The organism is Pseudomonas sp. HN2-3, from assembly GCF_020691745.1.
Taxonomy (GTDB): Bacteria; Pseudomonadota; Gammaproteobacteria; order Pseudomonadales; family Pseudomonadaceae; genus Aquipseudomonas; species Aquipseudomonas capeferrum.
This window is the reverse complement of record NZ_CP085704.1, coordinates 722,853-742,715: the sequence shown is the minus strand read 5'-3', so window position 1 is coordinate 742,715 and position 19,863 is coordinate 722,853. Positions and strand designations below refer to the sequence as shown.

The 19,863-nt window shown below is 61.5% G+C and carries 20 protein-coding genes and 4 tRNA genes; 13 read left to right on the top strand and 11 right to left on the bottom strand.

Annotation, left to right across the window (positions count from 1 at the left end; all coding sequences use genetic code 11):
• Positions 1-32: 32 nt before the first annotated feature.
• Complete coding sequence (locus LJX93_RS03390) at positions 33-986, top strand: arsenic resistance protein (protein ID WP_033701400.1); 954 nt, start codon at positions 33-35, stop codon at positions 984-986.
• A 78-nt stretch (positions 987-1,064) separates the two neighbouring features.
• Here the strand turns inward: LJX93_RS03390 and LJX93_RS03385 are convergent, their stop codons facing one another.
• Entirely contained in the window at positions 1,065-1,994 is a 930-nt protein-coding gene (locus LJX93_RS03385; RefSeq protein ID WP_047582803.1) for a malate dehydrogenase, read from the bottom strand.
• A gap of 230 nt (positions 1,995-2,224) precedes the next feature.
• Between LJX93_RS03385 and LJX93_RS03380 the strand changes: the two genes are divergently transcribed.
• The 3 genes from LJX93_RS03380 to LJX93_RS03370 all read left to right on the top strand — a co-directional run bounded on the left by LJX93_RS03380 (position 2,225) and on the right by LJX93_RS03370 (position 6,240).
• Positions 2,225-2,731: a sigma-70 family RNA polymerase sigma factor gene (locus LJX93_RS03380; protein ID WP_033701403.1), complete on the top strand. Its 507-nt coding sequence runs from the start codon at positions 2,225-2,227 to the stop codon at positions 2,729-2,731.
• A complete protein-coding gene (locus LJX93_RS03375; protein ID WP_047582805.1) occupies positions 2,728-3,684 on the top strand; it encodes a FecR domain-containing protein in 957 nt (318 codons plus the stop codon). Before LJX93_RS03380 ends, LJX93_RS03375 begins: the two co-directional genes overlap by 4 nt.
• Before the next feature lie 111 nt (positions 3,685-3,795).
• Positions 3,796-6,240: a TonB-dependent siderophore receptor gene (locus LJX93_RS03370; RefSeq protein ID WP_414004132.1), complete on the top strand. Its 2,445-nt coding sequence runs from the start codon at positions 3,796-3,798 to the stop codon at positions 6,238-6,240.
• 183 nt (positions 6,241-6,423) lie between these two features.
• Here LJX93_RS03370 and LJX93_RS03365 read toward each other — a convergent pair whose 3' ends face one another.
• Together LJX93_RS03365 and LJX93_RS03360 are read right to left on the bottom strand one after the other, a co-directional pair.
• Positions 6,424-6,651: a hypothetical protein gene (locus LJX93_RS03365; RefSeq protein WP_095063997.1), complete on the bottom strand. Its 228-nt coding sequence runs from the start codon at positions 6,649-6,651 to the stop codon at positions 6,424-6,426.
• Positions 6,652-7,144: 493 nt separating this feature from the next.
• On the bottom strand, positions 7,145-7,414 hold the full coding sequence (locus LJX93_RS03360; protein ID WP_081874756.1) for an HNH endonuclease: 270 nt from the start codon (positions 7,412-7,414) through the stop codon (positions 7,145-7,147).
• A gap of 517 nt (positions 7,415-7,931) precedes the next feature.
• Between LJX93_RS03360 and LJX93_RS27335 the strand changes: the two genes are divergently transcribed.
• On the top strand, positions 7,932-8,156 hold the full coding sequence (locus LJX93_RS27335; protein ID WP_227697289.1) for an HNH endonuclease signature motif containing protein: 225 nt from the start codon (positions 7,932-7,934) through the stop codon (positions 8,154-8,156).
• 167 nt (positions 8,157-8,323) lie between these two features.
• Here the strand turns inward: LJX93_RS27335 and arfB are convergent, their stop codons facing one another.
• The 3 genes from arfB to LJX93_RS03340 form a co-directional block, all read right to left on the bottom strand.
• A complete protein-coding gene (gene arfB / locus LJX93_RS03350) occupies positions 8,324-8,737 on the bottom strand; it encodes an alternative ribosome rescue aminoacyl-tRNA hydrolase ArfB (protein WP_033701529.1) in 414 nt (137 codons plus the stop codon).
• Between the two features lie 473 nt (positions 8,738-9,210).
• A tRNA-Thr gene (locus LJX93_RS03345) sits at positions 9,211-9,286 on the bottom strand.
• 70 nt (positions 9,287-9,356) lie between these two features.
• The gene (locus LJX93_RS03340) at positions 9,357-9,767 is read right to left on the bottom strand and encodes a pilin (protein WP_227696753.1); all 411 of its coding nucleotides are present in this window, start codon (positions 9,765-9,767) and stop codon (positions 9,357-9,359) included.
• 217 nt (positions 9,768-9,984) lie between these two features.
• Between LJX93_RS03340 and LJX93_RS03335 the strand changes: the two genes are divergently transcribed.
• The 4 genes from LJX93_RS03335 to yacG are packed head-to-tail and all read left to right on the top strand — an operon-like array spanning position 9,985 to position 12,879.
• Positions 9,985-11,190, top strand: a complete 1,206-nt coding sequence (locus LJX93_RS03335; RefSeq protein ID WP_227696752.1) for a type II secretion system F family protein — start codon at positions 9,985-9,987, stop codon at positions 11,188-11,190.
• Between the two features lie 2 nt (positions 11,191-11,192).
• A complete protein-coding gene (locus tag LJX93_RS03330; protein WP_227696750.1) occupies positions 11,193-12,059 on the top strand; it encodes a prepilin peptidase in 867 nt (288 codons plus the stop codon).
• Positions 12,059-12,682 carry a dephospho-CoA kinase gene (coaE, locus tag LJX93_RS03325; RefSeq protein ID WP_047582819.1) on the top strand — a complete coding sequence of 208 codons (624 nt, stop codon included), beginning with the start codon at positions 12,059-12,061 and terminating at the stop codon, positions 12,680-12,682. Before LJX93_RS03330 ends, coaE begins: the two co-directional genes overlap by 1 nt.
• Positions 12,679-12,879 (top strand): DNA gyrase inhibitor YacG, encoded by a 201-nt coding sequence (gene yacG, locus LJX93_RS03320; protein WP_047582821.1) that lies wholly within the window; start codon positions 12,679-12,681, stop codon positions 12,877-12,879. The genes coaE and yacG overlap by 4 nt, the downstream gene beginning before the upstream one ends.
• 185 nt (positions 12,880-13,064) lie before the next feature.
• On the opposite strand, the gene LJX93_RS03315 is transcribed toward yacG, so the two are convergent.
• Positions 13,065-13,748, bottom strand: a complete 684-nt coding sequence (locus LJX93_RS03315; RefSeq protein WP_033701431.1) for an energy-coupling factor ABC transporter permease — start codon at positions 13,746-13,748, stop codon at positions 13,065-13,067.
• Positions 13,749-13,858: 110 nt separating this feature from the next.
• On the opposite strand from LJX93_RS03315, the gene LJX93_RS03310 reads away from it, so the two are divergent.
• From LJX93_RS03310 to LJX93_RS03295, 4 genes are all read left to right on the top strand, one after another.
• Positions 13,859-14,020, top strand: a complete 162-nt coding sequence (locus LJX93_RS03310) for a hypothetical protein (RefSeq protein ID WP_227696749.1) — start codon at positions 13,859-13,861, stop codon at positions 14,018-14,020.
• A gap of 55 nt (positions 14,021-14,075) precedes the next feature.
• The gene (locus LJX93_RS03305; RefSeq protein ID WP_013970766.1) at positions 14,076-14,705 is read left to right on the top strand and encodes a DUF1780 domain-containing protein; all 630 of its coding nucleotides are present in this window, start codon (positions 14,076-14,078) and stop codon (positions 14,703-14,705) included.
• Between the two features lie 132 nt (positions 14,706-14,837).
• Positions 14,838-15,011: a DUF3094 family protein gene (locus LJX93_RS03300; RefSeq protein WP_013970765.1), complete on the top strand. Its 174-nt coding sequence runs from the start codon at positions 14,838-14,840 to the stop codon at positions 15,009-15,011.
• A gap of 84 nt (positions 15,012-15,095) precedes the next feature.
• Positions 15,096-16,391, top strand: a complete 1,296-nt coding sequence (locus tag LJX93_RS03295) for an NAD(P)/FAD-dependent oxidoreductase (RefSeq protein ID WP_033701435.1) — start codon at positions 15,096-15,098, stop codon at positions 16,389-16,391.
• A gap of 142 nt (positions 16,392-16,533) precedes the next feature.
• On the opposite strand, the gene LJX93_RS03290 is transcribed toward LJX93_RS03295, so the two are convergent.
• The 4 genes from LJX93_RS03290 to clpB all read right to left on the bottom strand — a co-directional run bounded on the left by LJX93_RS03290 (position 16,534) and on the right by clpB (position 19,759).
• A tRNA-Lys gene (locus tag LJX93_RS03290) sits at positions 16,534-16,609 on the bottom strand.
• 6 nt (positions 16,610-16,615) lie between these two features.
• Positions 16,616-16,692 (bottom strand) — tRNA-Pro (locus LJX93_RS03285).
• A gap of 4 nt (positions 16,693-16,696) precedes the next feature.
• Positions 16,697-16,772, bottom strand: a tRNA-Asn gene (locus LJX93_RS03280).
• A gap of 422 nt (positions 16,773-17,194) precedes the next feature.
• Complete coding sequence (gene clpB / locus LJX93_RS03275; protein WP_227696748.1) at positions 17,195-19,759, bottom strand: ATP-dependent chaperone ClpB; 2,565 nt, start codon at positions 19,757-19,759, stop codon at positions 17,195-17,197.
• Positions 19,760-19,863: the final 104 nt, after the last annotated feature.

The following is a 19,863-nucleotide window of genomic DNA, read 5'->3' as shown; positions in this document are numbered from 1 at the left end:
CTTCGACCACCGAGCGCGCACAGGACCCTGCCTTGACCAGAGAGCAACTCGAAACCCACCAGATCCCGCTCTACTTTGCTGCCGTGCTGGTTGCCGCGGCCTTCGGCCTGCTGGCCCCTGACGCCGCTCACCCCCTGCAAGCCCTGATCACCCCTGCCATTGCCGTGCTGATGTACGCGATGTTTCTGCAGATCCCCTTTCTCGACCTGCGCCAGGGCCTTGGCAACCGCCGCTTCATCAGTGCGCTGCTGGTGGCCAACTTCATCCTTGTGCCACTGCTGGTATGGGCGATCACCCGCGGCCTGGTCGCGCACCCGGCCATCCTGATCGGTGCCCTGTTGGTGTTGCTGACACCGTGCATCGACTACGTGGTGGTGTTCACCCATATCGGCAAAGGCGACTCACGCCAGACACTCGCCGCAACGCCCGTGCTGTTGCTGGTGCAACTGCTGCTGTTGCCGGTGTACCTGGGGTTGATGTTGGGTGACGGCGGCGAGGTGGCGATTGCCATCACCCCATTCGTGGAAGCGTTTGCCCTGTTGATCGTGTTGCCGCTGCTGCTCGCCGTGCTGACCAGCGCCAGCGCCCGTCGCTCGCGTGTGGCAGCGGCATGGAACGACGCCTGGGCGTGGCTGCCGGTACCGGCGATGGCACTGGTGCTGATGGTGGTGATCGGCTCGCAGATCGCTGCCGTGCTGCATGACTTGGCGCGCTTGCTGCCGGTGATCCCGGTGTACATCGGCTTCATGCTGCTGGCGCCGCTGATCGGCTGTGCCACGGCGCGGCTGATGCGTTTGCCGGTGGCCGAGGTGAGGTCGGTGACCTTCAGTGCGGCCACCCGCAACTCGCTGGTGGTGCTGCCGCTGGCGCTGGCGTTGCCAGAAGACTTGCGCGGGTTGGCGGCGGCGGCGGTGATTACCCAGACGCTGGTGGAGTTGGTGGGGGAGTTGATTTACGTGCGCGTCGTGCCGGCGCTCGTGCGCTGATTGCTCAAACGCTACGCCAGTCAGTCAGGGCCCTTGGGCCGCTGCGCCCTGCGACCCTGTCAGAGCCCTACACCCCGTTCATAGCGCATTCATTTCAGCAATATCGCGCAGCACTTGGTCTGCAGAGTGGTCGAACATCGCCTGCTCCTGCGCATCCAGCGGCAACTCGATGACCCGCGCAATCCCCTCCCCAGCCAGTACACAAGGCACACCCATGGCAATACCTGTGCGCCCATACTCGCCCTCCAGCACCGCGACCGCTGGCAAAATGCGGTTTCGCCCATTGGCGATCGCATCCACCATCTGCGCAATGGCCACGCCCGGCGCGTCGCAGGCACTGCCCAGCTTCTTCAGCCCCAGAATCTCGCCGCCACCCTGGCGGGTGCGCTGCACGATGCGCTCTATCTGCTCACTGGACAGGAAGTGCGCCAATGGCACCGACCCGACCGCGCAGTAGCGCATCAGCGGCACCATGCTGTCGCCATGCCCGCCCAGCACCAGGGCGGTGATGTCCCGAGCGGAAAACCCCGTTTCCTCGGCAATGAAACACTTCATGCGCGCGGTATCCAACACCCCCGCCTGCCCGAACACCTTATTGCGGCCCAGCCCGCTGCGCGACCAGGCACGATAGGTCAGCACATCGACGGGGTTCGACACCACCAACACCGTCGCCGCCGGCGCATGTTGTTTGATGTCCAGCAGGATGCCGTCGAGAATGGGCAGGTTGATACTCAATACATCCTGGCGCGACTGGCCAGGCTTGCGCGGCACCCCTGCCGTAATCACCACCAGCTCAGACCCCGCCAGCATTTCGGCCTTGGCCCCGCCCTGAACCCGGGTATCGGAACCCGACTCGACCGCCGCCTGCCAGATATCCAGCGCCTTGCCCTGTGCCAACTCACCCTGCACATCGATCAACATCAACTCACGGCACAACTCATCCCGGGCGATGACCTGAGCCGCCGCCTCGCCGACCAAGCCGGCACCCACAATGGATAATTTGTTCACCTGACACCTCCCAGCGGCGCGCGCCACCAGGAACACGCCTGCGTATACACAGAAGTATTACCTGCCAGGGCTAAAAGGCCACCCCGAGGTTGATACCCGTCGGCTGAGCGGTTTGAGCCGCGCCAGGATGCAGTTCAGCCGATTCCTGCATCGGCTGTTTCCAAAGTCGCCCTCTCCCCACTACAATTGCAACTCATTCCTATCTGCAACTCATTCATGGGAAGAGGAAAGTGCCCACTGACGCCCCGTTGCAACCACTGGATAGCCTGTATCGCGACCACCACGGCTGGCTGCAAGGCTGGCTGCGTCTGCGCCTTGGTGATCGTGAGCGGGCTGCGGATATCGCGCAGGACACGTTCCTGCGCCTGCTGGTGACACGGCGCCTGCCGGCGCAGAGCGATGGGCGCCGGTTCCTGGCGCAGATCGCCCGCAACCTGGTCATCGACCAATGGCGCCGCCAACGTATCAAGCAAGCTTACCTGGAGAGCCTCGCCGCCCTGCCCGAGCCAGAAACCCCGTCGCTGGAAACCCGTGCCATCGTGATCGAAACCCTGATGCAGATCGACGCCATGCTCGACAGCATGCCCGCGAAGGTGCGCGAGGCGTTTCTGCTGTCGCAGTTCGAAGGGCTGAGCTATAGCCAGATCGCCGAGCGCCTCGAGGTCAGCGTCAGCTCGGTGCAAAAGTACATGCTGCGCGCCATCACCGCCTGCTACCAGGTGCTGTACGCCGAATGAAAACCACCAGCGAAGCGCCCGTCGCGTCTGACATCATCGAGCAGGCCAGCCATTGGCTGATGCTGCAATGGGGTGGCGAGCTGGACAAGGAACAACAGCGTCGCTTCGCTGAATGGCGTACCGCAGACCCGGAACATGATCGTGCGTGGCAGCGCCTGGAGCACCTGCAAAACACCCTGAGCGGTGTGCCCACAGATACTGCGCTGGCGGTGCTGCGTGAGCTGCCCGATGCGCGCCGCCGGCAGACGCTGAAACTGCTCGGCGCGCTGCTGTTGGCCGGGGGCAGCAGCTACCTTGCCCAATCGCAACTACCCTGGCGCGAGGCCACCGCCGACCTGCGCAGCGGTACGGGGGAACGCCTGCAGCGCACGCTGGCCGATGGCAGCCGGCTTAGCCTGAACAGCGGTAGCGCGGTGGATATCCTGTTCAGCGCGAGCGAGCGACGCATTCGCCTGCTCGCGGGGGAGTTGCTGCTTGACAGCGGCCATGACCCAGCGCAACGCCCCTTGATCGTGGACACCGCCGCCGGGGAAATCCAGGCGCTGGGCACGCGCTTTTGCGTGTACCAACGTGATGATAGAAGCCAGGTCGATCTGTTCGAGGGCGCGCTGGAACTGCGCCCGCGTCAGGCCCGCGCCACGCGCCTGCAAGCCGGACAAGGTTGCTGGTTTACCGCGACCCGGTTCGGTGACATCGCGCCCGCGAACCTCAACGCCATCGCCTGGCACGATGGCAGGCTTATCGCCGAACGCATGCCGCTGGGGCAGTTCGTTGCAGAACTGGCTCGCTATCGCCGCGGCATGCTGCGCTGTGACCCGACCATCGCCGGCCTGCCGCTAACGGGCGTTTTTCCCTTGGTAGACACAGACCGCGTACTGACTGCACTTGAGCAGTCCCTGCCGGTAAAGGTGCACAGGCTGACGAGCCTCTGGACCACGATTAGTCCTGCGTAGCGGCATTGCACGCACCGATAAAAAATGCTGCTGCCCCTTGTCGGTTTTGCCGACTTGTCCGGGATACCTCTTGAATCCAACCAAGAAGCATTCTCAAGAGGAACGTCAAGAGTGCCGTATCTGCCCACAACCACCTGTTCTCGACTGAGCCTTGCGGTGCGCCGCAGCCTGTTTGCCGGCTTGCTCTGCACCAGCCCACTGCTGCTTGCGCTGCCCGCAGTACCGGCTGACGCCAGCGAGCAAACACACAGCTATGCCATCCCCGCTGGCGGCCTGGACCAGGCGCTGAACCGCTTTGCGAGCGAGGCCGGTATCTTGCTTTCTGCCGATGCCCAGCTCACCGCCGGCAAGCGCAGCGCTGGCCTGAACGGCAGCTATTCCGTTGCAGATGGCCTGGCCCAGTTGCTGGCCGGTACCGGCCTTCGCGCATTCAATAGCGGTGGCAACTACACGGTGGAGGTCGCAGCGGGCAGCGGTGGCGCCCTGGAGCTGGAGGCGACCAACGTCATCAGCAACCAGCTGGGCACCGTCACCGAAGGCACCGGCTCTTACACGCCCGGCACCATCGCCACGGCCACCCGCCTGGTACTCAAACCCAGGGAAACCCCGCAGTCGATCAGCGTGGTCACGCGCCAGCACATGGATGACTTTGCCCTCAACAGTGTCGACGCGGTGATGCGCCACACACCCGGCATCACCGTGTCGGCCTACGACACGGACCGGACCAACTACTATTCCCGCGGTTTCTCGATCAACAACTTCCAGTACGACGGCATCCCCTCCGCCGTGCGCAACGTTGCCTACTCAGCCGGCAACACCCTGAGCGACATGGCCATCTACGACCGCATCGAAGTGCTCAAGGGCGCCTCCGGCCTGCTCAGCGGCGCCGGCTCGCTGGGCGGTACCATCAACCTGGTACGCAAAAAGCCCACCGCCGACTTCCAGGGCCACGCCACCCTGGGCGCGGGCTCGTGGGACAACTACCGCAGCGAACTGGATGTCAGCGGCCCGCTGACCGAAACCGGCAACGTCCGCGGCCGGGCCGTGGTTGCCTACCAGGACAAGCACTCGTTCATCGACCGCTATTCGAGCCAGAATTCGGTGTTCTACGGCATCGTCGAGTTCGACCTGTCGCCCGATACGCTGCTGACCGTAGGCGCCGACTACCAGGACAACGACCCCAAGGGTTCCACCTGGTCCGGCAGCTTCCCGCTGCTCAATTCCAAAGGCGAGCGCAACGAAGCCAAGCGCTCGTTCAGCAACGCAACCGACTGGAGCAGCTGGCAGCAGTACACCCGCACGGTCTTCGCTACGCTGGAGCACGACATGGGCGACGGCTGGGTAACCAAGCTGCAACTGGACCACAAGTACAACGGCTATGACGCGCAGATGGGCGCCATCCAGTTCGACCAGCCGCAGCCCGACGGCAGCGCCGAAATCAACGCGCAACGCTACAAGGGCGACACCACCAGCGACTCCGCCGACCTGTATGTCAGCGGCCCGTTCAACCTGCTCGGCCGTGAGCACGACCTGGTGCTCGGCGGCTCCATCAGCAAGGCCCACTGGGATGGCAAGGGTTACTGGGACGAAACCTTCTCGGTACCCAACCGCGTGGACTACAACAACTGGCACGGCAACCTGCCCAAGCCCGACTGGGGGCCGGTGTCGCAGCGCACCGACGACGTGATCCGCCAGACCGGCGTCTACCTCACCACCCGCCTGAACGTCACCGACGACCTGAAAGTGCTGCTGGGCGGCCGCGTGGTCAACTACAGCCTGACCGGCCTGACCCCGACCTACACCGAGTCCGGACGCTTCATACCCTATGCCGGCGCCATCTACGACCTGAATGAAAACTTCTCGGTCTACGCCAGCTACACCGACGTGTTCATGCCGCAGGAAAACTACAACCGCGACCGCGACAACAAACTGATCGAGCCGGATGAAGGCGAGAACTACGAAGTCGGGGTCAAGGGCGAGTTCTTCGACGGCCGCCTGAACGCCAGCCTGGCCTACTTCGAGGTCAAGGAAACCAACCGCTCGGTGCCGGACGACGCCTACAACAACCTGACCCCTACCCCATCCAACTACGCGTTCAAGGGCAGCAAGGCGACCACCAAGGGCTACGAGCTGGAAGTGTCCGGCGAACTGGCCCCAGGCTGGCAGGTGCAAGGCGGCTACACGCACAAGGTGGTGCGCGACAGCAACGACGTGAAGCTGTCGACCTTCGAGCCCGAAGACCAGTTCAGCCTCTACACCACCTACAAGCTCACCGGTGACCTGGACAAGATCACCCTTGGCGGTGGCGCACGCTGGCAGAACAAGGCCTGGCAGCAGATCTGGAACAGCCCCAAAGGCGTGAACGAGGACGTCACCCAGGAATCGTACTGGGTGGTGGACCTGATGACCCGCTACCAGATCACCCAGAACTTGTCGGCGACGCTTAACGTCAACAACCTCTTCGACAAGTACTACTACACCAACGTCGGCTTCTATAACTCGGCCATTTACGGCGAACCGCGCAACGTCATGGTTACTACCCGCTGGGACTTCTAAAGCCCGTGCCAGCCTGGAATACCCGAATACCCAGGCTGGCCTTTGTGGGCACAACTGCCTTGCTCAAACTTCCAAAACAGCCATGCCCCCCGTGGGAGCGGGCTTGCCCCGCGAACACGGGCGAAGCCCGTGCCATCCACCACAGTGCCTGCTTCGCGGGTAAACCCGCTCGCACCGGGCCAGCTAATCGCCCGGATCCTGCCCATTGAGCTCCATCACCTTCCCACACTGCTCACTGGCCAACCGGCTAATAATCCGAATCGCCTGATGGATACCAGCCGTGTTGCGAAAACTCAGCTGCGGGTTGTGTTCGCACTCCAGCATCTCGTCGTGCTGGACCAAGGCTTCGCCTAGCAGCTCGAGGGTCCAGGCGTAGCTTTGGATGGTGGCGAGGCGTTCGTGGTCAGTCATGGAGGGCCTCCTGGGGGGTGGAGGTGGCGCAGGAATGGGTGTCGATGGGGTAGAAACGGTGGGGGGTGCGGGCCGGCGCGGGGCGGCGGCGGAGAACGAATGCGAGGATCCTTGATGGATTTAAGGTGAGCATGCATGAGGTCCTTTTCGGTTGATGCACCACGCTGACCGTCGCCAAACGGTTAGGGTGGCAGCTGTACGCGGGTTGGCGAACCGAGGAAAAGGAACCCGGCAGACCCGAAGGTCTCCCACGCACAGCCGCCATTACACGAAACTGCGGACGCAAAAAAAGCGCCTGCAATCGTGATCGGGGCGCCGTTGCGCCTTTTCGTACGGGTCGCCAAACCCGGTCGCGGAATGGGCCGCGACTTGAGCAAGTTATCTGTGTGGGCTTGGTATTGCAAGGTTTGGGGTTGTGTGAAAAGTCGCCGAGCATTGTGGGGTTGCTCGCGTTCGAAAACTTCGATTCTGAGTACCAGTTATCGCTACGTACTTAAGCGGTACCGAGAACACCTAACGAATGCCACTTTCTCCGGCTGATGCGCGCTTGGACCAATGCCCTGTAAGCCTCAGGCTCTGGTACAAATGCGCGCCTATGCCGACGTAAATTACACGTCACACAAGCCGCAGCAATATTGCTAGCTGTGTCCTTACCACCATCCTGCCGAGCGGTCAGATGCTCCGCTGTACATCGAAGCTTGCTGGCTTGTTTGACGGTGATTTTGTGTATAAGGGCAAAACGCTCAACAGCATCGCGCCACATTGGATAGTCGCAATAACAGCAGCGCCCTTCTTGGCGTTCGAAGGCTATAGATCGAGATTTGACGAGGGTTTTGAGTCGCGTGGCCACGGCGGCCTCCTAAATAAATTAAGGAAGTCCGCTGATCTCTGGTGAGCTCCACACGGTACCAGCCGATTTGTTCTGACTGGCCAAACATCGAGCCTAGTGGTCTCGACAGTAGGAATCTAACTCTTACTACCACTATTGCGCAAGCATCGAAGGCGTTGCCGTTGATAGCTGGCTCCAACTGCTCGCGCCAACCGTGATTTTTTCGGTGATAGATGATCGGTTGCCGGATACCCACCAGGTCGCTGATGTGCTGTGGCAATGGCCAAGGGTTGTTGATCTCGCCAAGCTGGTTGCGTCCGATCCGAAACCGGCTGGTTTTGAGGACACATATGACGATTGCCCGGCGCCGGACTATTCGGCTTTAGGGCGTGACCTTGGGGAGAGGGTGAGCACCGTTCGGTCTCACGTGAAGCGAGACCCTAAGGTACGAATGGCTGTACTACAACGAGCTCAGTACCGATGTGAGAGATGCACTGAGAGTCGGACGTTCCCTGGTTTCTTAGACGTGCACCACATGCTAGGTGCCGAACTGTCGGATCGATTCTACAACTGCGTAGCGCTCTGCCCGAATTGCCATCGAGAAGCGCACTATGGCGAGAACCGAGATGAACTGAACAAGCAGCTCCTTGCATACGCACTCCAGTTTCGCGCGTGAGTTTTGAATCGGTAAGCGATGGGTGAGTAGGTCAAGCGGTGACGCGCACCAGCCAGGCACCGAAGCCATTTCGGTGGCATACAAAGTCGAGGACATTCTGGCCTCAGTCGCCCGTGCAGCACGGGCCTTGGGCAAGTAATTTTCATTGGTATTTCTGAAACACCACGTTAGAACTCCACCTTACCCCGCCCCGCCTTGACAGTGCTGCGCCTGGCTTTTCCTTCGAGGCGGCGGGTCTTCGAGCCAAGGGTCGGTTTGGTGGGGCGGCGTTTCTTCTCGGTCTTGCCGGCAGTGATGATCAACTCGGCAAGACGCGCCAGTGCGTCAGCGCGGTTCTGCTCCTGGGTGCGGTACTGCTGGGCTTTGATGATCAACACGCCGTCACCGGTGATGCGACTGTCACGCAGCGCCAGCAGCCGCTCCTTGTAAAACTCGGGCAGCGACGAGGCGGGAATGTCGAAGCGCAGGTGCACGGCGCTGGACACCTTGTTGACATTCTGCCCGCCTGCGCCTTGCGCGCGGATGTATGTCAGTTCGATGTCGGCATCTGGCAGATGCACGTTATTCGAGATGGTCAGCATGGCATGGCCTTTGTCATTGCCTTCCATTATCACAGCCTTCGCCGCTGGCCTACAGAACAAAAGACGTTTGACCTCAACCACAGTGGTCGAGACGCTCTACTCCGCCATTGCCAATTCGTACAACACTGCTCCCAGCTAGGACACTTGGACTGGGGTGTTTCCCTCCAACCTCAGTCTGCGGAATAACTCAGCAGCAGGTCGTAGTGAGAAAACTGGGTCATCTCAAAATTATCTCTAAACGGAAAAAACGTTATCTAGAAAAAAATCGGCTTTGCCCCCGTAAACATTGGTCCAAACCGAATCAACAGATACCCACTATCTAGAAAAGTCTGTAACGCTAAGTGGAAAACCGCGCCCTCTCAAGTCAAAAGCACGCAGATCAACAGCGTAAAAACAGCCACAAAAAAACCCGCACAAGGCGGGCTTTTTAGCAGGGCCAACAAGCGAAAAATCGCCATTGGCCAATCTGAATGTGGTGCCGGAGACAGGAATCGAACCTGCGACCTTCGCGTTACGAGTGCGCTGCTCTACCGACTGAGCTACACCGGCGTGTAGCGCAACGTACCACTGCCGCACCCGTTACGCAAACCCCTGTTTCCCCTCGTTTATTGCCCTACCCTCAAGCCCCTTTGCAACCACTCGGCGCGAGGTCTTCCTCGATGTTGGTGGTGCAGCTCCACCCAGTAGCCGAGCGGGTCAGGGTCAGGGCTTTGCCAACCACGGTGGCCGGTGCATCCACCAGTGTGCACACAATGCTCCCGGTGCCGGCAGCTGCGTTGCCGCTGGCGGTAATCGCGCAATGCGCTGTCGCCGGTTGCCCACCCAGCGCGCCTACATCTGCCACATCCTTGCCTTCGTTCAAGCGCAGGTCCATGGCTGTCTTCAGCGCTGAAATCTCCAGCAACCCGGCTGCGGCCTTGGTGCGGGACTGGTGGTTGGTGTACATCGGTATGGCGATGGTCGCCAGAATGCCGATGATCGCGACGACGATCATCAGTTCGATCAGGGTGATACCGCGTTGCCCTTTCATGAACGTTTTCCTTGTTTGATACGCATACACATTGGGGTCACTCTCGGCCCCAGGCCGGCAGCGGCGCAGTAGGCCTGAACAGACACCTTTTGTCACCCCTGCCCGCCTGGGCGTCATCTTCGCTGAACTACTCTAGTGAGCATCAGGGAAGCACGCCCTCTCATGGACGCGGCAAGCTGTTTCGAGGCTTGTCGTGCGGGCAAAAAAGGACCTTTGCATGAACCCTTCGATACGTCTTTACGCCTGGCAGGGCACCAACGCTGATGGCCTGGCCGTCAGTGGGCAAATGGCTGGGCGCAGCCCGGCTTATGTGCGCGCCGGGTTGCTGCGCCAGGGCATTCTGGTGGCGCGTTTGCGGCCTGCTGGGCGGGCGTGGCGTTGGCCGAAGCGGCGGGAGAAAACCGACCCGGCGGGTTTCAGCCGGCAGCTGGCGACTTTGCTGAAAGCCGGGGTGCCGCTGCTGCAGGCGTTCGAGGTGATGGGGCGCAGTGGCTGTGATGCGGCGCAGGAGGCGTTGCTGGCTCGATTGAAACAGGATGTGGCATCGGGGCTGGGGCTGGCGGATGCGTTGCAGCGCCACCCGGGGTGGTTCGATACGTTGTACTGCAACCTGGTGCGGGTGGGTGAGCAGTCCGGCACGCTCGACCGGCAGCTGGAGCAGTTGGCGGGCATGCTGGAACAGCGCTTGGCCCTGCACAAGAAGTTGCGCAAGGCGATGATCTACCCGCTGCTGTTGTTGCTGACCGGGTTGGGCGTTTCGGCGGTTTTGTTACTGGAGGTGATCCCGCAGTTTCAGAGCCTGTTCGCGGGGTTTGATGCGGCACTGCCGGCCTTTACCCAGTGGGTGATCGACTTGTCCACAGGGCTGGGGCGTCATGCACCGGTGTTGCTGGTAAGTGCGGTGCTGTTGGCGGTGGCTGCGCGCGAGCTTTACCGCAAGCACAGGCCGGCGCGCTTGTGGATAACTCAGCGGGTGTTGGGCCTGCCGGTGTTCGGCAAGCTGCTGGGGCAGGCGGCGCTGGCGCGTTTTGCGCGCAGCCTGGCAACGTCTTATGCCGCTGGGGTGCCGCTGCTGGATGCCTTGGGGACGGTGGCCAAGGCCAGTGGTGGCGAGCTGCATCAACAGGCGATCCAGCGCTTGCGCCAAGGCATGGCCAATGGGCAGGGGCTGAACCAGGCGATGGCGGCCGAACCGCTGTTCCCGCCGCTGCTGGTGCAGCTGGTGGCCATCGGTGAGTCCAGTGGCACGCTGGACCAGATGCTGGAAAAAGCCGCCAGCCGCTACGAGGAACAGGTCAGCCAGGCGCTGGACCAGTTGACCAGCCTGCTGGAGCCGGCCATCGTGCTGGTCCTGGGCCTGCTGGTTGGCGGCCTGGTGGTGGCGATGTACCTGCCGATCTTCCAGCTGGGTAGCTTGATCTGAACATGACTTTATGGACCTTCCTGGCGATGGAGCCGGCTTACTTCATCACCCTGGCGACCGTGCTCGGCCTGTTGGTGGGCAGTTTTCTCAACGTTGTGGTGTACCGCCTGCCGATCATGCTGGAGCGCCAATGGCAGCGTGAGGCACACGAAGTGCTGGGGCTGCCGGTGACCGAGCACGAGCGTTTCGACCTGTGCCTGCCGGCCTCGCAGTGCACGCAGTGCGGGCACCGGATACGGGCGTGGGAAAACCTCCCGGTGCTCAGCTACCTGGCGTTGCGCGGGCGCTGTTCGGCCTGCAAACAGCGCATCAGCGTGCGTTACCCGTTGGTCGAGGTGGGTTGTGCGCTGCTGTCGATGGTGGTGGCCTGGCGCTACGGGGCCAGCGTCGAGGCACTGGTGCTGCTGCCGCTGACCTGGAGCTTGCTGGCCCTGAGCTTGATCGACCATGACCAACAACTACTGCCCGATGCCATCGTGCTGCCGGGGCTGTGGCTTGGGCTGATCGTCAATTACTTCGGGGTATGGGTGCCCTTGCCCGATGCCGTATGCGGCGCGGTGGTCGGGTACCTCAGCCTGTGGACGGTGTACTGGTTGTTCAAGCTGGTTACCGGCAAGGAAGGCATGGGCTATGGCGACTTCAAGCTGTTGGCGCTGCTCGGCGCCTGGGGTGGCTGGCAGGTGCTGCCGCTGTCCTTGTTGCTGTCGTCGGTGCTTGGGGCGCTGGTTGGGGTGTACCTGCTGCGGGTGCGCAAGCATTCCATGGGTACGGCCATGCCATTTGGGCCCTATCTGGCAATTGCGGGGTGGATTGCCGTGCTCTGGGGTGATGAAATATACGCCTCTTACATGCAACTGCTTGGATTCTGATGACCACTGCAGCTTTCACCCCTTGGATTCTGGGCCTGACCGGCGGAATCGGCAGCGGCAAGAGTGCCGCCGCCGAGCGCTTCGTCGAGCTTGGCGTGCACCTGGTCGATGCCGACCAGGCGGCGCGCTGGGTGGTCGAGCCTGGGCGACCGGCGCTGGCCAGCATTGTCGAGCGCTTCGGCCCTGGCGTGCTGCTGGACGATGGCCAACTCGACCGCGCGGCCTTGCGCCAGCTGATTTTCGCCGACCCGGCGCAGCGCCAGTGGCTGGAGGCGTTGCTGCACCCGCTGATCGGGCAGGAGATTTTCAGCTACCTGGCCAAGGCCGAATCGCCTTATGCCGTGTATGTGTCACCCTTGCTGATCGAGTCTGGCCAGTATCGCAAGACCCAGCGCGTGCTGGTGATCGATGCGCCGCAGGCGTTGCAGGTGGAACGTACGCTGCAGCGGGACAACACCAGCCCGGAGCAGGTGCAGGCCATTCTCAATGCGCAACTGGCCCGTGAAGAGCGGCTGCGCCATGCCGACGATGTGGTGGTCAATGACCGCGACCTTGCCGCGTTGCACGAGCAGATCGACCGTCTGCATCATTTTTACCTGACTTTAAGAGGAGGCCAGCCATGAGCCAGCCATTGACCGTCGACTGCCCTACCTGTGGTGCACCTGTGGAATGGAACGAGAAAAGCACGTGCCGGCCGTTTTGCTCTGATCGCTGCAAGCTGATCGACCTGGGGGCCTGGGCGGCGGAAGAACATAAGATCGCGGGGTCGGAAGAGTCCGAGGATGAGCTGTATTCGGGGGACCTGGAGCCGCGGCACTAAGCCTCTGTATTGGCCATCTGAATTGGCCATCTGAATTGGCCTCTGTAGGAGCGGCCTTGCGTCGCGAAAGGGCTGCGCAGCGGCCCCGGCAATATTTGTGGTGGCGCTGAAACCGGGGGCCGCTGCGCGGCCCTTTCGCGACGCAAGGCCGCTCCTACAGGGGTCGTGCAGCGGGACGGGGCCGGTCAATGTTCGTCTTCTTTCCACGGCGCCTGCAGGTACCGCGTACGGTTGAACGTTTCCAGCCACTCCGGGCAAAACACCACCAAAGCACTGATCACCATGCCGTTGATGAACGCCTCGGGGAACATCATCAGCCACAGGTAGCCGACAAAGTCACTCAGCCACTCCGGCATGGCAAAGCGCCCGTCCAGCCACAAAATCCCCAACCCGGCCAACACACATACCAGCACCGTCAACGCTGCCGGAAAAAACCCTGAACAAAAGATATACACAAACAGGTTTCGCGGTTGCGCACGTTCGACCGCCATGGCGCACAGTTCGGTAATCAGTACCGGCAGGCCAATCAACAGCAGGCCGTTGACGCCCAGCGCCGCCAGGTCCTGACGACCCAGCGCCAGCAACCCCAACTGCGCAAGAAAGCCGCCCAGCACCGCCAGCGGCCAGTCCAGCAACAAGGTGACGGCCGTCATGCCGATGAAGTGATACGACACGCCCGTATCAAAATCGCGCCTGACCAACCACAGGGCAAACAGGCAGAACACCGTACCAAACAGCAGGTGCTGGCGGCGCCGGTCGGTGAACAGCTCTACCCAGCGGGCGCGGCTGGCCGCCCAGAGCAACAGCGGCACGTAACCCAGCCAGCCCAGCGTGAGGCTGGTGCCTGACAACACCTGTGCACTGATCACCTGGTAAATACCCCTTTCAGCCTTGTGGATAAAAGTGAGTCTACACCTATTCTCCGTTTCATCCGGCTGCGGTAGGCTGGCGCCTCCCCGCGATGCAGGACGCATTCAAAATGCCGGAAGGAACCAACCTCACACTGCTGCTGGCAGCGCTGCTCAACGCTGTGATCGGCCTGTTGCACCTGGCCATTATCGTGGTCGGCCCGCTGGTCTGCCTGGGGTTTGGCCTGGTGCACCTGCTGGGGGTTGTTCAGCAATGGCCGGTGTTGAGCTGATTTCTACGCACAAACAGCATCTTACCGTCATCGATTAGCGTCTAAGCTTGTCTGCATGGATGACTCAGACTACCTGCGCCTGCTTACCATCCAGGCCGAACAAGCCAATGCGTTTCTGTCCAATGCACGCAAATGGGAGCGTGAGCGTTGGGTATGCCAACGCCTGCTGCAAGGGTTGAACATCCCCTACCGCAGCGAAGACTTCACTCCGGCCGGCCAGGAGCCGCCGGATGTGCTGTTCCGCGATGCGGCATTCGAGGTGTTCTTCGTGCTGGACGAGGGCCGCCGCCTGAACGATGAGTGGCGCGAAGAGCTGCAGCGCCGGCGCAGTGCGTTTTCCCTGGCGCAACTGGTGCGCCGCGAAGCACGCCCGCGGCGGATCAGCGCCACGGAGCTGCTCGGGCGCCTGGCGCCGACCTTGCGCAAAAAAGCGCACAACTACCGCGAACGCGGGCTGGAGCTGAACGAGCTGGACATCATCGCCTTCGCCAGCCTCAAGCGCGAAGTGCTCGACCTCAACACCCACTTCCCGCCCCCTACCGAATACCTTCGCCAAGGTTGGCGCTCGTTGTCGCTGGTCGGGCCGACTTTCGCCCGGGTGTTGTTCGCCCACCCCGACGCGCCTGACTTTTTACGCGGCAACCTGGGGCGCAGCATCGTCTTCGATGTGGGCATCAGTCTTTGATCCAGTGCAGCGACTCTTTGCGATGGCGTACACTCGGCGCCAGCGATAGAACGCATTATCATTTGTTCCAAGCGCTTGCACGAACGCTGTAGCGTTTGTGCAGTCACATACGTCTATCTGACGAGGCCCACCATGACCAGCCGACTGAACCCGGAAGATCAGCGTCGTGTCGATGAGTATCTACGAGCCCCCCAGCACCAAGTCGAGCGCAGGCCCTTCCGGCCATGGCTGCTCCTGGTGCTGGTGGTGGCCGTGACCATTGGTCTGGGCCTCATTAGCCGCCTGTTGAGTGGACTGGTGCTATGAGCTGCCTTGCGCTCGCCCTCTCCTCATGCAGTTTGCGGCCGGCCCCCAGGGCCAAGAATTCCGTAAACCTTATGAGATATCCCCATGACTCATCGCATCGTGATTGTCGGCGGCGGCGCCGGCGGCCTGGAACTGGCGACCCGCCTGGGTAAAAGCCTGGGCAAGCGCAAGCAAGCCGACATCACCCTGGTCGACGCCAACCTGACGCACATCTGGAAGCCACTGCTGCACGAAGTGGCGGCCGGCTCGCTGAACTCCTCGGAAGATGAACTGAACTACGTGGCCCAGGCCAAGTGGAACCACTTCAACTTCCAGCTGGGGCGCATGAGCGGCCTGGACCGTGAAGGCAAGCAGATCCAGCTGGCCGCCACCCTCGACGAAGAGGGCCGCGAGCTGGTGCCTGCGCGCACGCTGAGCTACGACACCCTGGTCATTGCCGTGGGCAGCAACACCAACGACTTCGGCACCCTGGGCGCGGCGCAGCATTGCCTGTTCCTGGATACCCGCAAGCAGGCCGAGCGCTTCCACCAGCAACTGCTCAACCACTACCTGCGCGCCCACGCCGGTGACGTGGCCAGCGAACAGATCAGCGTGGCCATCGTCGGCGCCGGTGCTACCGGTGTGGAGCTGGCCGCCGAGCTGCACCACGCCGCCCACGAACTGGCCGCTTATGGCCTGGATCGCATCCAGCCCAAGGACATGCACATCACCCTGATCGAGGCTGGCCCCCGGGTATTGCCTGCGCTGCCTGAGCGCATCAGCGTGCCGGTGCACAAGACCCTGGAAAAACTCGGGGTGAAGGTGATGACCAATGCGGCGGTCAGCGAAGTGACCGAGGATGGGCTGAAAACCAAGGACGGCGAAGTGATCCAGGCCAGCCTCAAGGTGTGGGCGGCCGGCATTCGTGCACCGGGCTTCCTCAAGGACATCGATGGCCTGGAAACCAACCGCATCAATCAGCTGGTGGTGCGCCCTACCCTGCAGACCACCCGTGACGACAACATCTTCGCCTTTGGTGACTGCGCCGCGTGCCCGCAACCGGGTACCGACCGCAACGTGCCGCCACGGGCACAGGCTGCACACCAGCAGGCTTCGATGTTGGCGCAAAGCCTGAAGGCGCGGCTGGAGAACAAGGCGCTGCCGACGTATGCGTACAAGGACTACGGGTCGCTGGTATCGCTGTCGCGCTTCTCGGCGGTGGGTAACCTGATGGGCAACTTGATGGGCAGCGTGAAGCTGGAAGGCTGGCTGGCGCGGATGTTTTATGTGTCGTTGTACCGCATGCACCAGATGGCGCTGTACGGGTTCTTCCGCACGGCGATGATGATGCTGGGTAGCAAGATTGGGCGCGGTACTGAGCCGCGGTTGAAGTTGCACTGACAGAATGCTGGGGGCGCTTTGCGCCCCTTTCCGACCGGTCCGGCGCCCCGGCAAGGCCGCTCCTACAACAGATGCCGGAGCGGCCCTTGTAGAATTCGAGGCAAAAGAAAAAGGGCATCTCTGTCGAGATGCCCTCTTTACATGGTGGGTCGTGTAGGATTCGAACCTACGACCAATTGGTTAAAAGCCAACTGCTCTACCAACTGAGCTAACGACCCTGAAAATGGTCGGGGTGAGGGGATTCGAACTCCTGACATCCTGCTCCCAAAGCAGGCGCGCTACCGGACTGCGCTACACCCCGAGATTGGCTCCGCGACCTGGACTCGAACCAGGGACCCAATGATTAACAGTCATTTGCTCTACCGACTGAGCTATCGCGGAACTGAACTTCGGTACATCTTTACTGCTTCGAAGTCTGTGTTAGCTTCGATCTCTTTGGCTATCCGCTTTCGCGTTGTCGCTGCTGAGGCCGGCTATTCTACATTCTTCGTTTTGCTTGTCAACCCCTTTTTTTCATTCAACTTACTGATTTGTAAGTTGTTTTGCTAACACCGATGTTGCTGGTGATTCGCTTAGTGCCTGACAGCGGGGCGTATATTAGGTGCACTCGATTTTTGATGCAAGCAAATTTTTCAAAATTTTCAGCAAGTTATCAAAAAAAGTTGGAAGGCCCCGGTTTTACGGGGTCCAGGCCGGCCTTTACACGGTCAAACCCGCCCCCACAGGGGCTGCGGCAGGCTGTAAAAAACCCTTAGCCATAAAAAAGCCCCGCATGTGCGGGGCTATTTTTTTCGCCAGCGGGATCAGGCAAACACGATTTCTTCGCCTTCCACCCGCGCAGTAATCGCTGTACCTGGCAAGAATTTGCCAGAAAGGATCAACTGCGCCAGTGGGTTTTCGATCCAGCGCTGGATCGCACGCTTCAGTGGCCGTGCGCCATACACCGGGTCGTAACCGACTGCGATTAGCTTGTCCAACGCCTCAGGGCTCAGGCTGAGCGACAGCTCACGCTCCAGCAGGCGGCTACGCAGGCGGCCCAACTGGATCTCGGTGATGCCGGCGATCTGCTCGCGGCCCAGGGGCTCGAACACGACCACTTCGTCGATCCGGTTGATGAACTCCGGACGGAAGTGCGCACCCACCGCATCCATCACCGCCGCACGCTGTGCTTCGCGATCACCCACCAGCTCCTGGATCTGCGCCGAGCCCAGGTTGGAGGTCATCACGATCACGGTGTTGCGGAAGTCCACCGTACGGCCGTGGCTGTCGGTCAAGCGGCCATCTTCAAGCACCTGCAGCAACACGTTGAACACGTCCGGGTGCGCCTTCTCCACCTCGTCCAGCAGTACCACCGAGTAGGGCTTGCGCCGTACCGCTTCGGTCAGGTAACCGCCCTCTTCGTACCCTACATAGCCGGGTGGTGCACCGATCAGGCGAGCCACGGAGTGCTTCTCCATGAACTCGGACATATCGATGCGCACCATGGCCTCTTCGGTGTCGAACAGGAACTCGGCGAGCGCCTTGCACAGCTCGGTCTTGCCCACACCGGTCGGGCCGAGGAACAGGAACGAACCACTGGGCCGGTTCGGGTCGGACAACCCGGCGCGGGAACGGCGCACGGCGTTGGCCACGGCAGTCACGGCTTCGTGCTGGCCGATCACGCGCTGGTGCAGCAGGTCTTCCATCTTCAACAGTTTCTCGCGCTCGCCTTCGAGCATCTTGGCAACCGGGATGCCGGTCCACTTGGACACCACTTCGGCAATCTCTTCCTCGGTAACCTTGTTGCGCAGCAGCTGGTTTTCCGACTTGCCGTGCTGGTCGACCATCTGCAGGCTGCGCTCCAGGTCCGGGATCACCCCGTACTGCAGCTCGGCCATGCGGCTCAGGTCGCCTTTACGACGGGCGGCTTCGAGCTCTTGGCGAGCCTGCTCGATCTTCTGCTGGATCTGCGCCGAGCCTTGCACTTCGGCTTTCTCGGATGCCCAGATCTCTTCCAGGTCGGAATATTCACGCTCCAGCCGCTCGATTTCCTCGTGGAGCTTTTCCAAGCGCTTCTTCGCGGCTTCGTCTTCTTCCTTCTTCAGCGCCTGGGACTCGACCTTCAGCTGAATCAGGCGACGGTCCAGGCGGTCGAGCACTTCCGGCTTGGAGTCGATCTCCATGCGGATGCGGCTGGCCGCTTCGTCGATCAGGTCGATGGCCTTGTCGGGCAACTGACGGTCGGTGATGTAGCGGTGGCTGAGCTTGGCCGCAGCAATGATCGCGCCGTCGGTGATGGCCACCTTGTGGTGCACTTCATAGCGTTCTTTCAGGCCACGCAGGATGGCGATGGTGTCTTCCTCGCTCGGCTCTTCCACCAGCACTTTCTGGAAGCGCCGCTCCAGGGCCGCGTCCTTCTCGATGAACTGGCGGTATTCGTTGAGCGTGGTGGCGCCAACGCAGTGCAGCTCGCCACGGGCCAGGGCCGGCTTGAGCATGTTGCCCGCGTCCATGGCGCCCTCGCCTTTACCGGCGCCGACCATGGTGTGCAGTTCGTCGATGAACAGGATGATCTGGCCTTCCTGCTTGGACAGCTCGTTAAGCAGCGACTTCAGGCGCTCTTCGAACTCGCCGCGGTACTTGGCGCCGGCGATCAGCGCCCCCATGTCCAGCGCCAGCAGGCGCTTGCCTTTGAGGCCATCGGGCACTTCACCATTGATGATGCGCTGGGCCAGGCCTTCGGCGATGGCGGTTTTACCCACGCCAGGCTCACCGATCAGCACCGGGTTGTTCTTGGTACGGCGTTGCAGCACCTGCACGGTACGGCGGATTTCGTCGTCACGGCCGATCACCGGGTCAAGCTTGCCTTCTTCGGCACGCTTGGTCAGGTCGACGGTGTACTTGTCCAGGGCCTGGCGCGACTCTTCGGCGTTGGCGTCGTTGACTGCCGCGCCGCCACGCAGGTTGTTGATAGCGTTTTCCAAGGCTTTTTTGGTCACGCCCTGGCTCAGCAGCAGCTTGCCGAGCTTGCTGTTCTCGTCCATGGCGGCGAGCAGCACCAGCTCGCTGGAGATGAACTGGTCGCCCTTCTGCTGGGCCAGGCGGTCGGCCTGGTTGAGCAGGCGCGCCAGGTCCTGCGACATGTTCACGTCGCCTGTCGGGTTCTGGATTTTCGGCAGTTGGTCGAGTTCTTTCACCAGTGCCTGGCGCAGGCTGATGATGTCGAAGCCGACTTGCATCAGCAGCGGCTTGATCGACCCGCCCTGCTGTTCAATCAGCGCCTGCACCAGGTGCAGGGGCTCGATGGCAGGGTGGTCCATGCCAACCGCAAGGGACTGGGCATCGGATATTGCTAATTGAAGCTTGCTGGTTAAACGGTCTATTCGCATGGGGATACCTTCCTGTAAGGGCAGGTCGGAGCGATGGACAGCGCCTTTAATGAAGAAACCTGCCTGAGATGACCTTATAGATAAGGCTTATTCTGGAAGTTTCA

What these genes read in the sequence shown, in the direction of transcription:
- LJX93_RS03375 (WP_047582805.1), top strand. Translation starts at nt 2,728, where the DNA reads ATGAAAACCACCAGCGAAGCGCCCGTCGCGTCTGACATCATCGAGCAG.
- LJX93_RS03365 (WP_095063997.1), bottom strand. Translation starts at nt 6,651, where the DNA reads ATGACTGACCACGAACGCCTCGCCACCATCCAAAGCTACGCCTGGACC.
- LJX93_RS03360 (WP_081874756.1), bottom strand. Translation starts at nt 7,414, where the DNA reads ATGTGGCGCGATGCTGTTGAGCGTTTTGCCCTTATACACAAAATCACC.
- LJX93_RS27335 (WP_227697289.1), top strand. Translation starts at nt 7,932, where the DNA reads ATGGCTGTACTACAACGAGCTCAGTACCGATGTGAGAGATGCACTGAG.
- arfB (WP_033701529.1), bottom strand. Translation starts at nt 8,737, where the DNA reads ATGCTGACCATCTCGAATAACGTGCATCTGCCAGATGCCGACATCGAA.
- LJX93_RS03340 (WP_227696753.1), bottom strand. Translation starts at nt 9,767, where the DNA reads ATGAAAGGGCAACGCGGTATCACCCTGATCGAACTGATGATCGTCGTC.
- LJX93_RS03335 (WP_227696752.1), top strand. Translation starts at nt 9,985, where the DNA reads ATGAACCCTTCGATACGTCTTTACGCCTGGCAGGGCACCAACGCTGAT.
- LJX93_RS03330 (WP_227696750.1), top strand. Translation starts at nt 11,193, where the DNA reads ATGACTTTATGGACCTTCCTGGCGATGGAGCCGGCTTACTTCATCACC.
- coaE (WP_047582819.1), top strand. Translation starts at nt 12,059, where the DNA reads ATGACCACTGCAGCTTTCACCCCTTGGATTCTGGGCCTGACCGGCGGA.
- yacG (WP_047582821.1), top strand. Translation starts at nt 12,679, where the DNA reads ATGAGCCAGCCATTGACCGTCGACTGCCCTACCTGTGGTGCACCTGTG.
- LJX93_RS03310 (WP_227696749.1), top strand. Translation starts at nt 13,859, where the DNA reads ATGCCGGAAGGAACCAACCTCACACTGCTGCTGGCAGCGCTGCTCAAC.
- LJX93_RS03305 (WP_013970766.1), top strand. Translation starts at nt 14,076, where the DNA reads ATGGATGACTCAGACTACCTGCGCCTGCTTACCATCCAGGCCGAACAA.
- LJX93_RS03300 (WP_013970765.1), top strand. Translation starts at nt 14,838, where the DNA reads ATGACCAGCCGACTGAACCCGGAAGATCAGCGTCGTGTCGATGAGTAT.
- LJX93_RS03295 (WP_033701435.1), top strand. Translation starts at nt 15,096, where the DNA reads ATGACTCATCGCATCGTGATTGTCGGCGGCGGCGCCGGCGGCCTGGAA.
- clpB (WP_227696748.1), bottom strand. Translation starts at nt 19,759, where the DNA reads ATGCGAATAGACCGTTTAACCAGCAAGCTTCAATTAGCAATATCCGAT.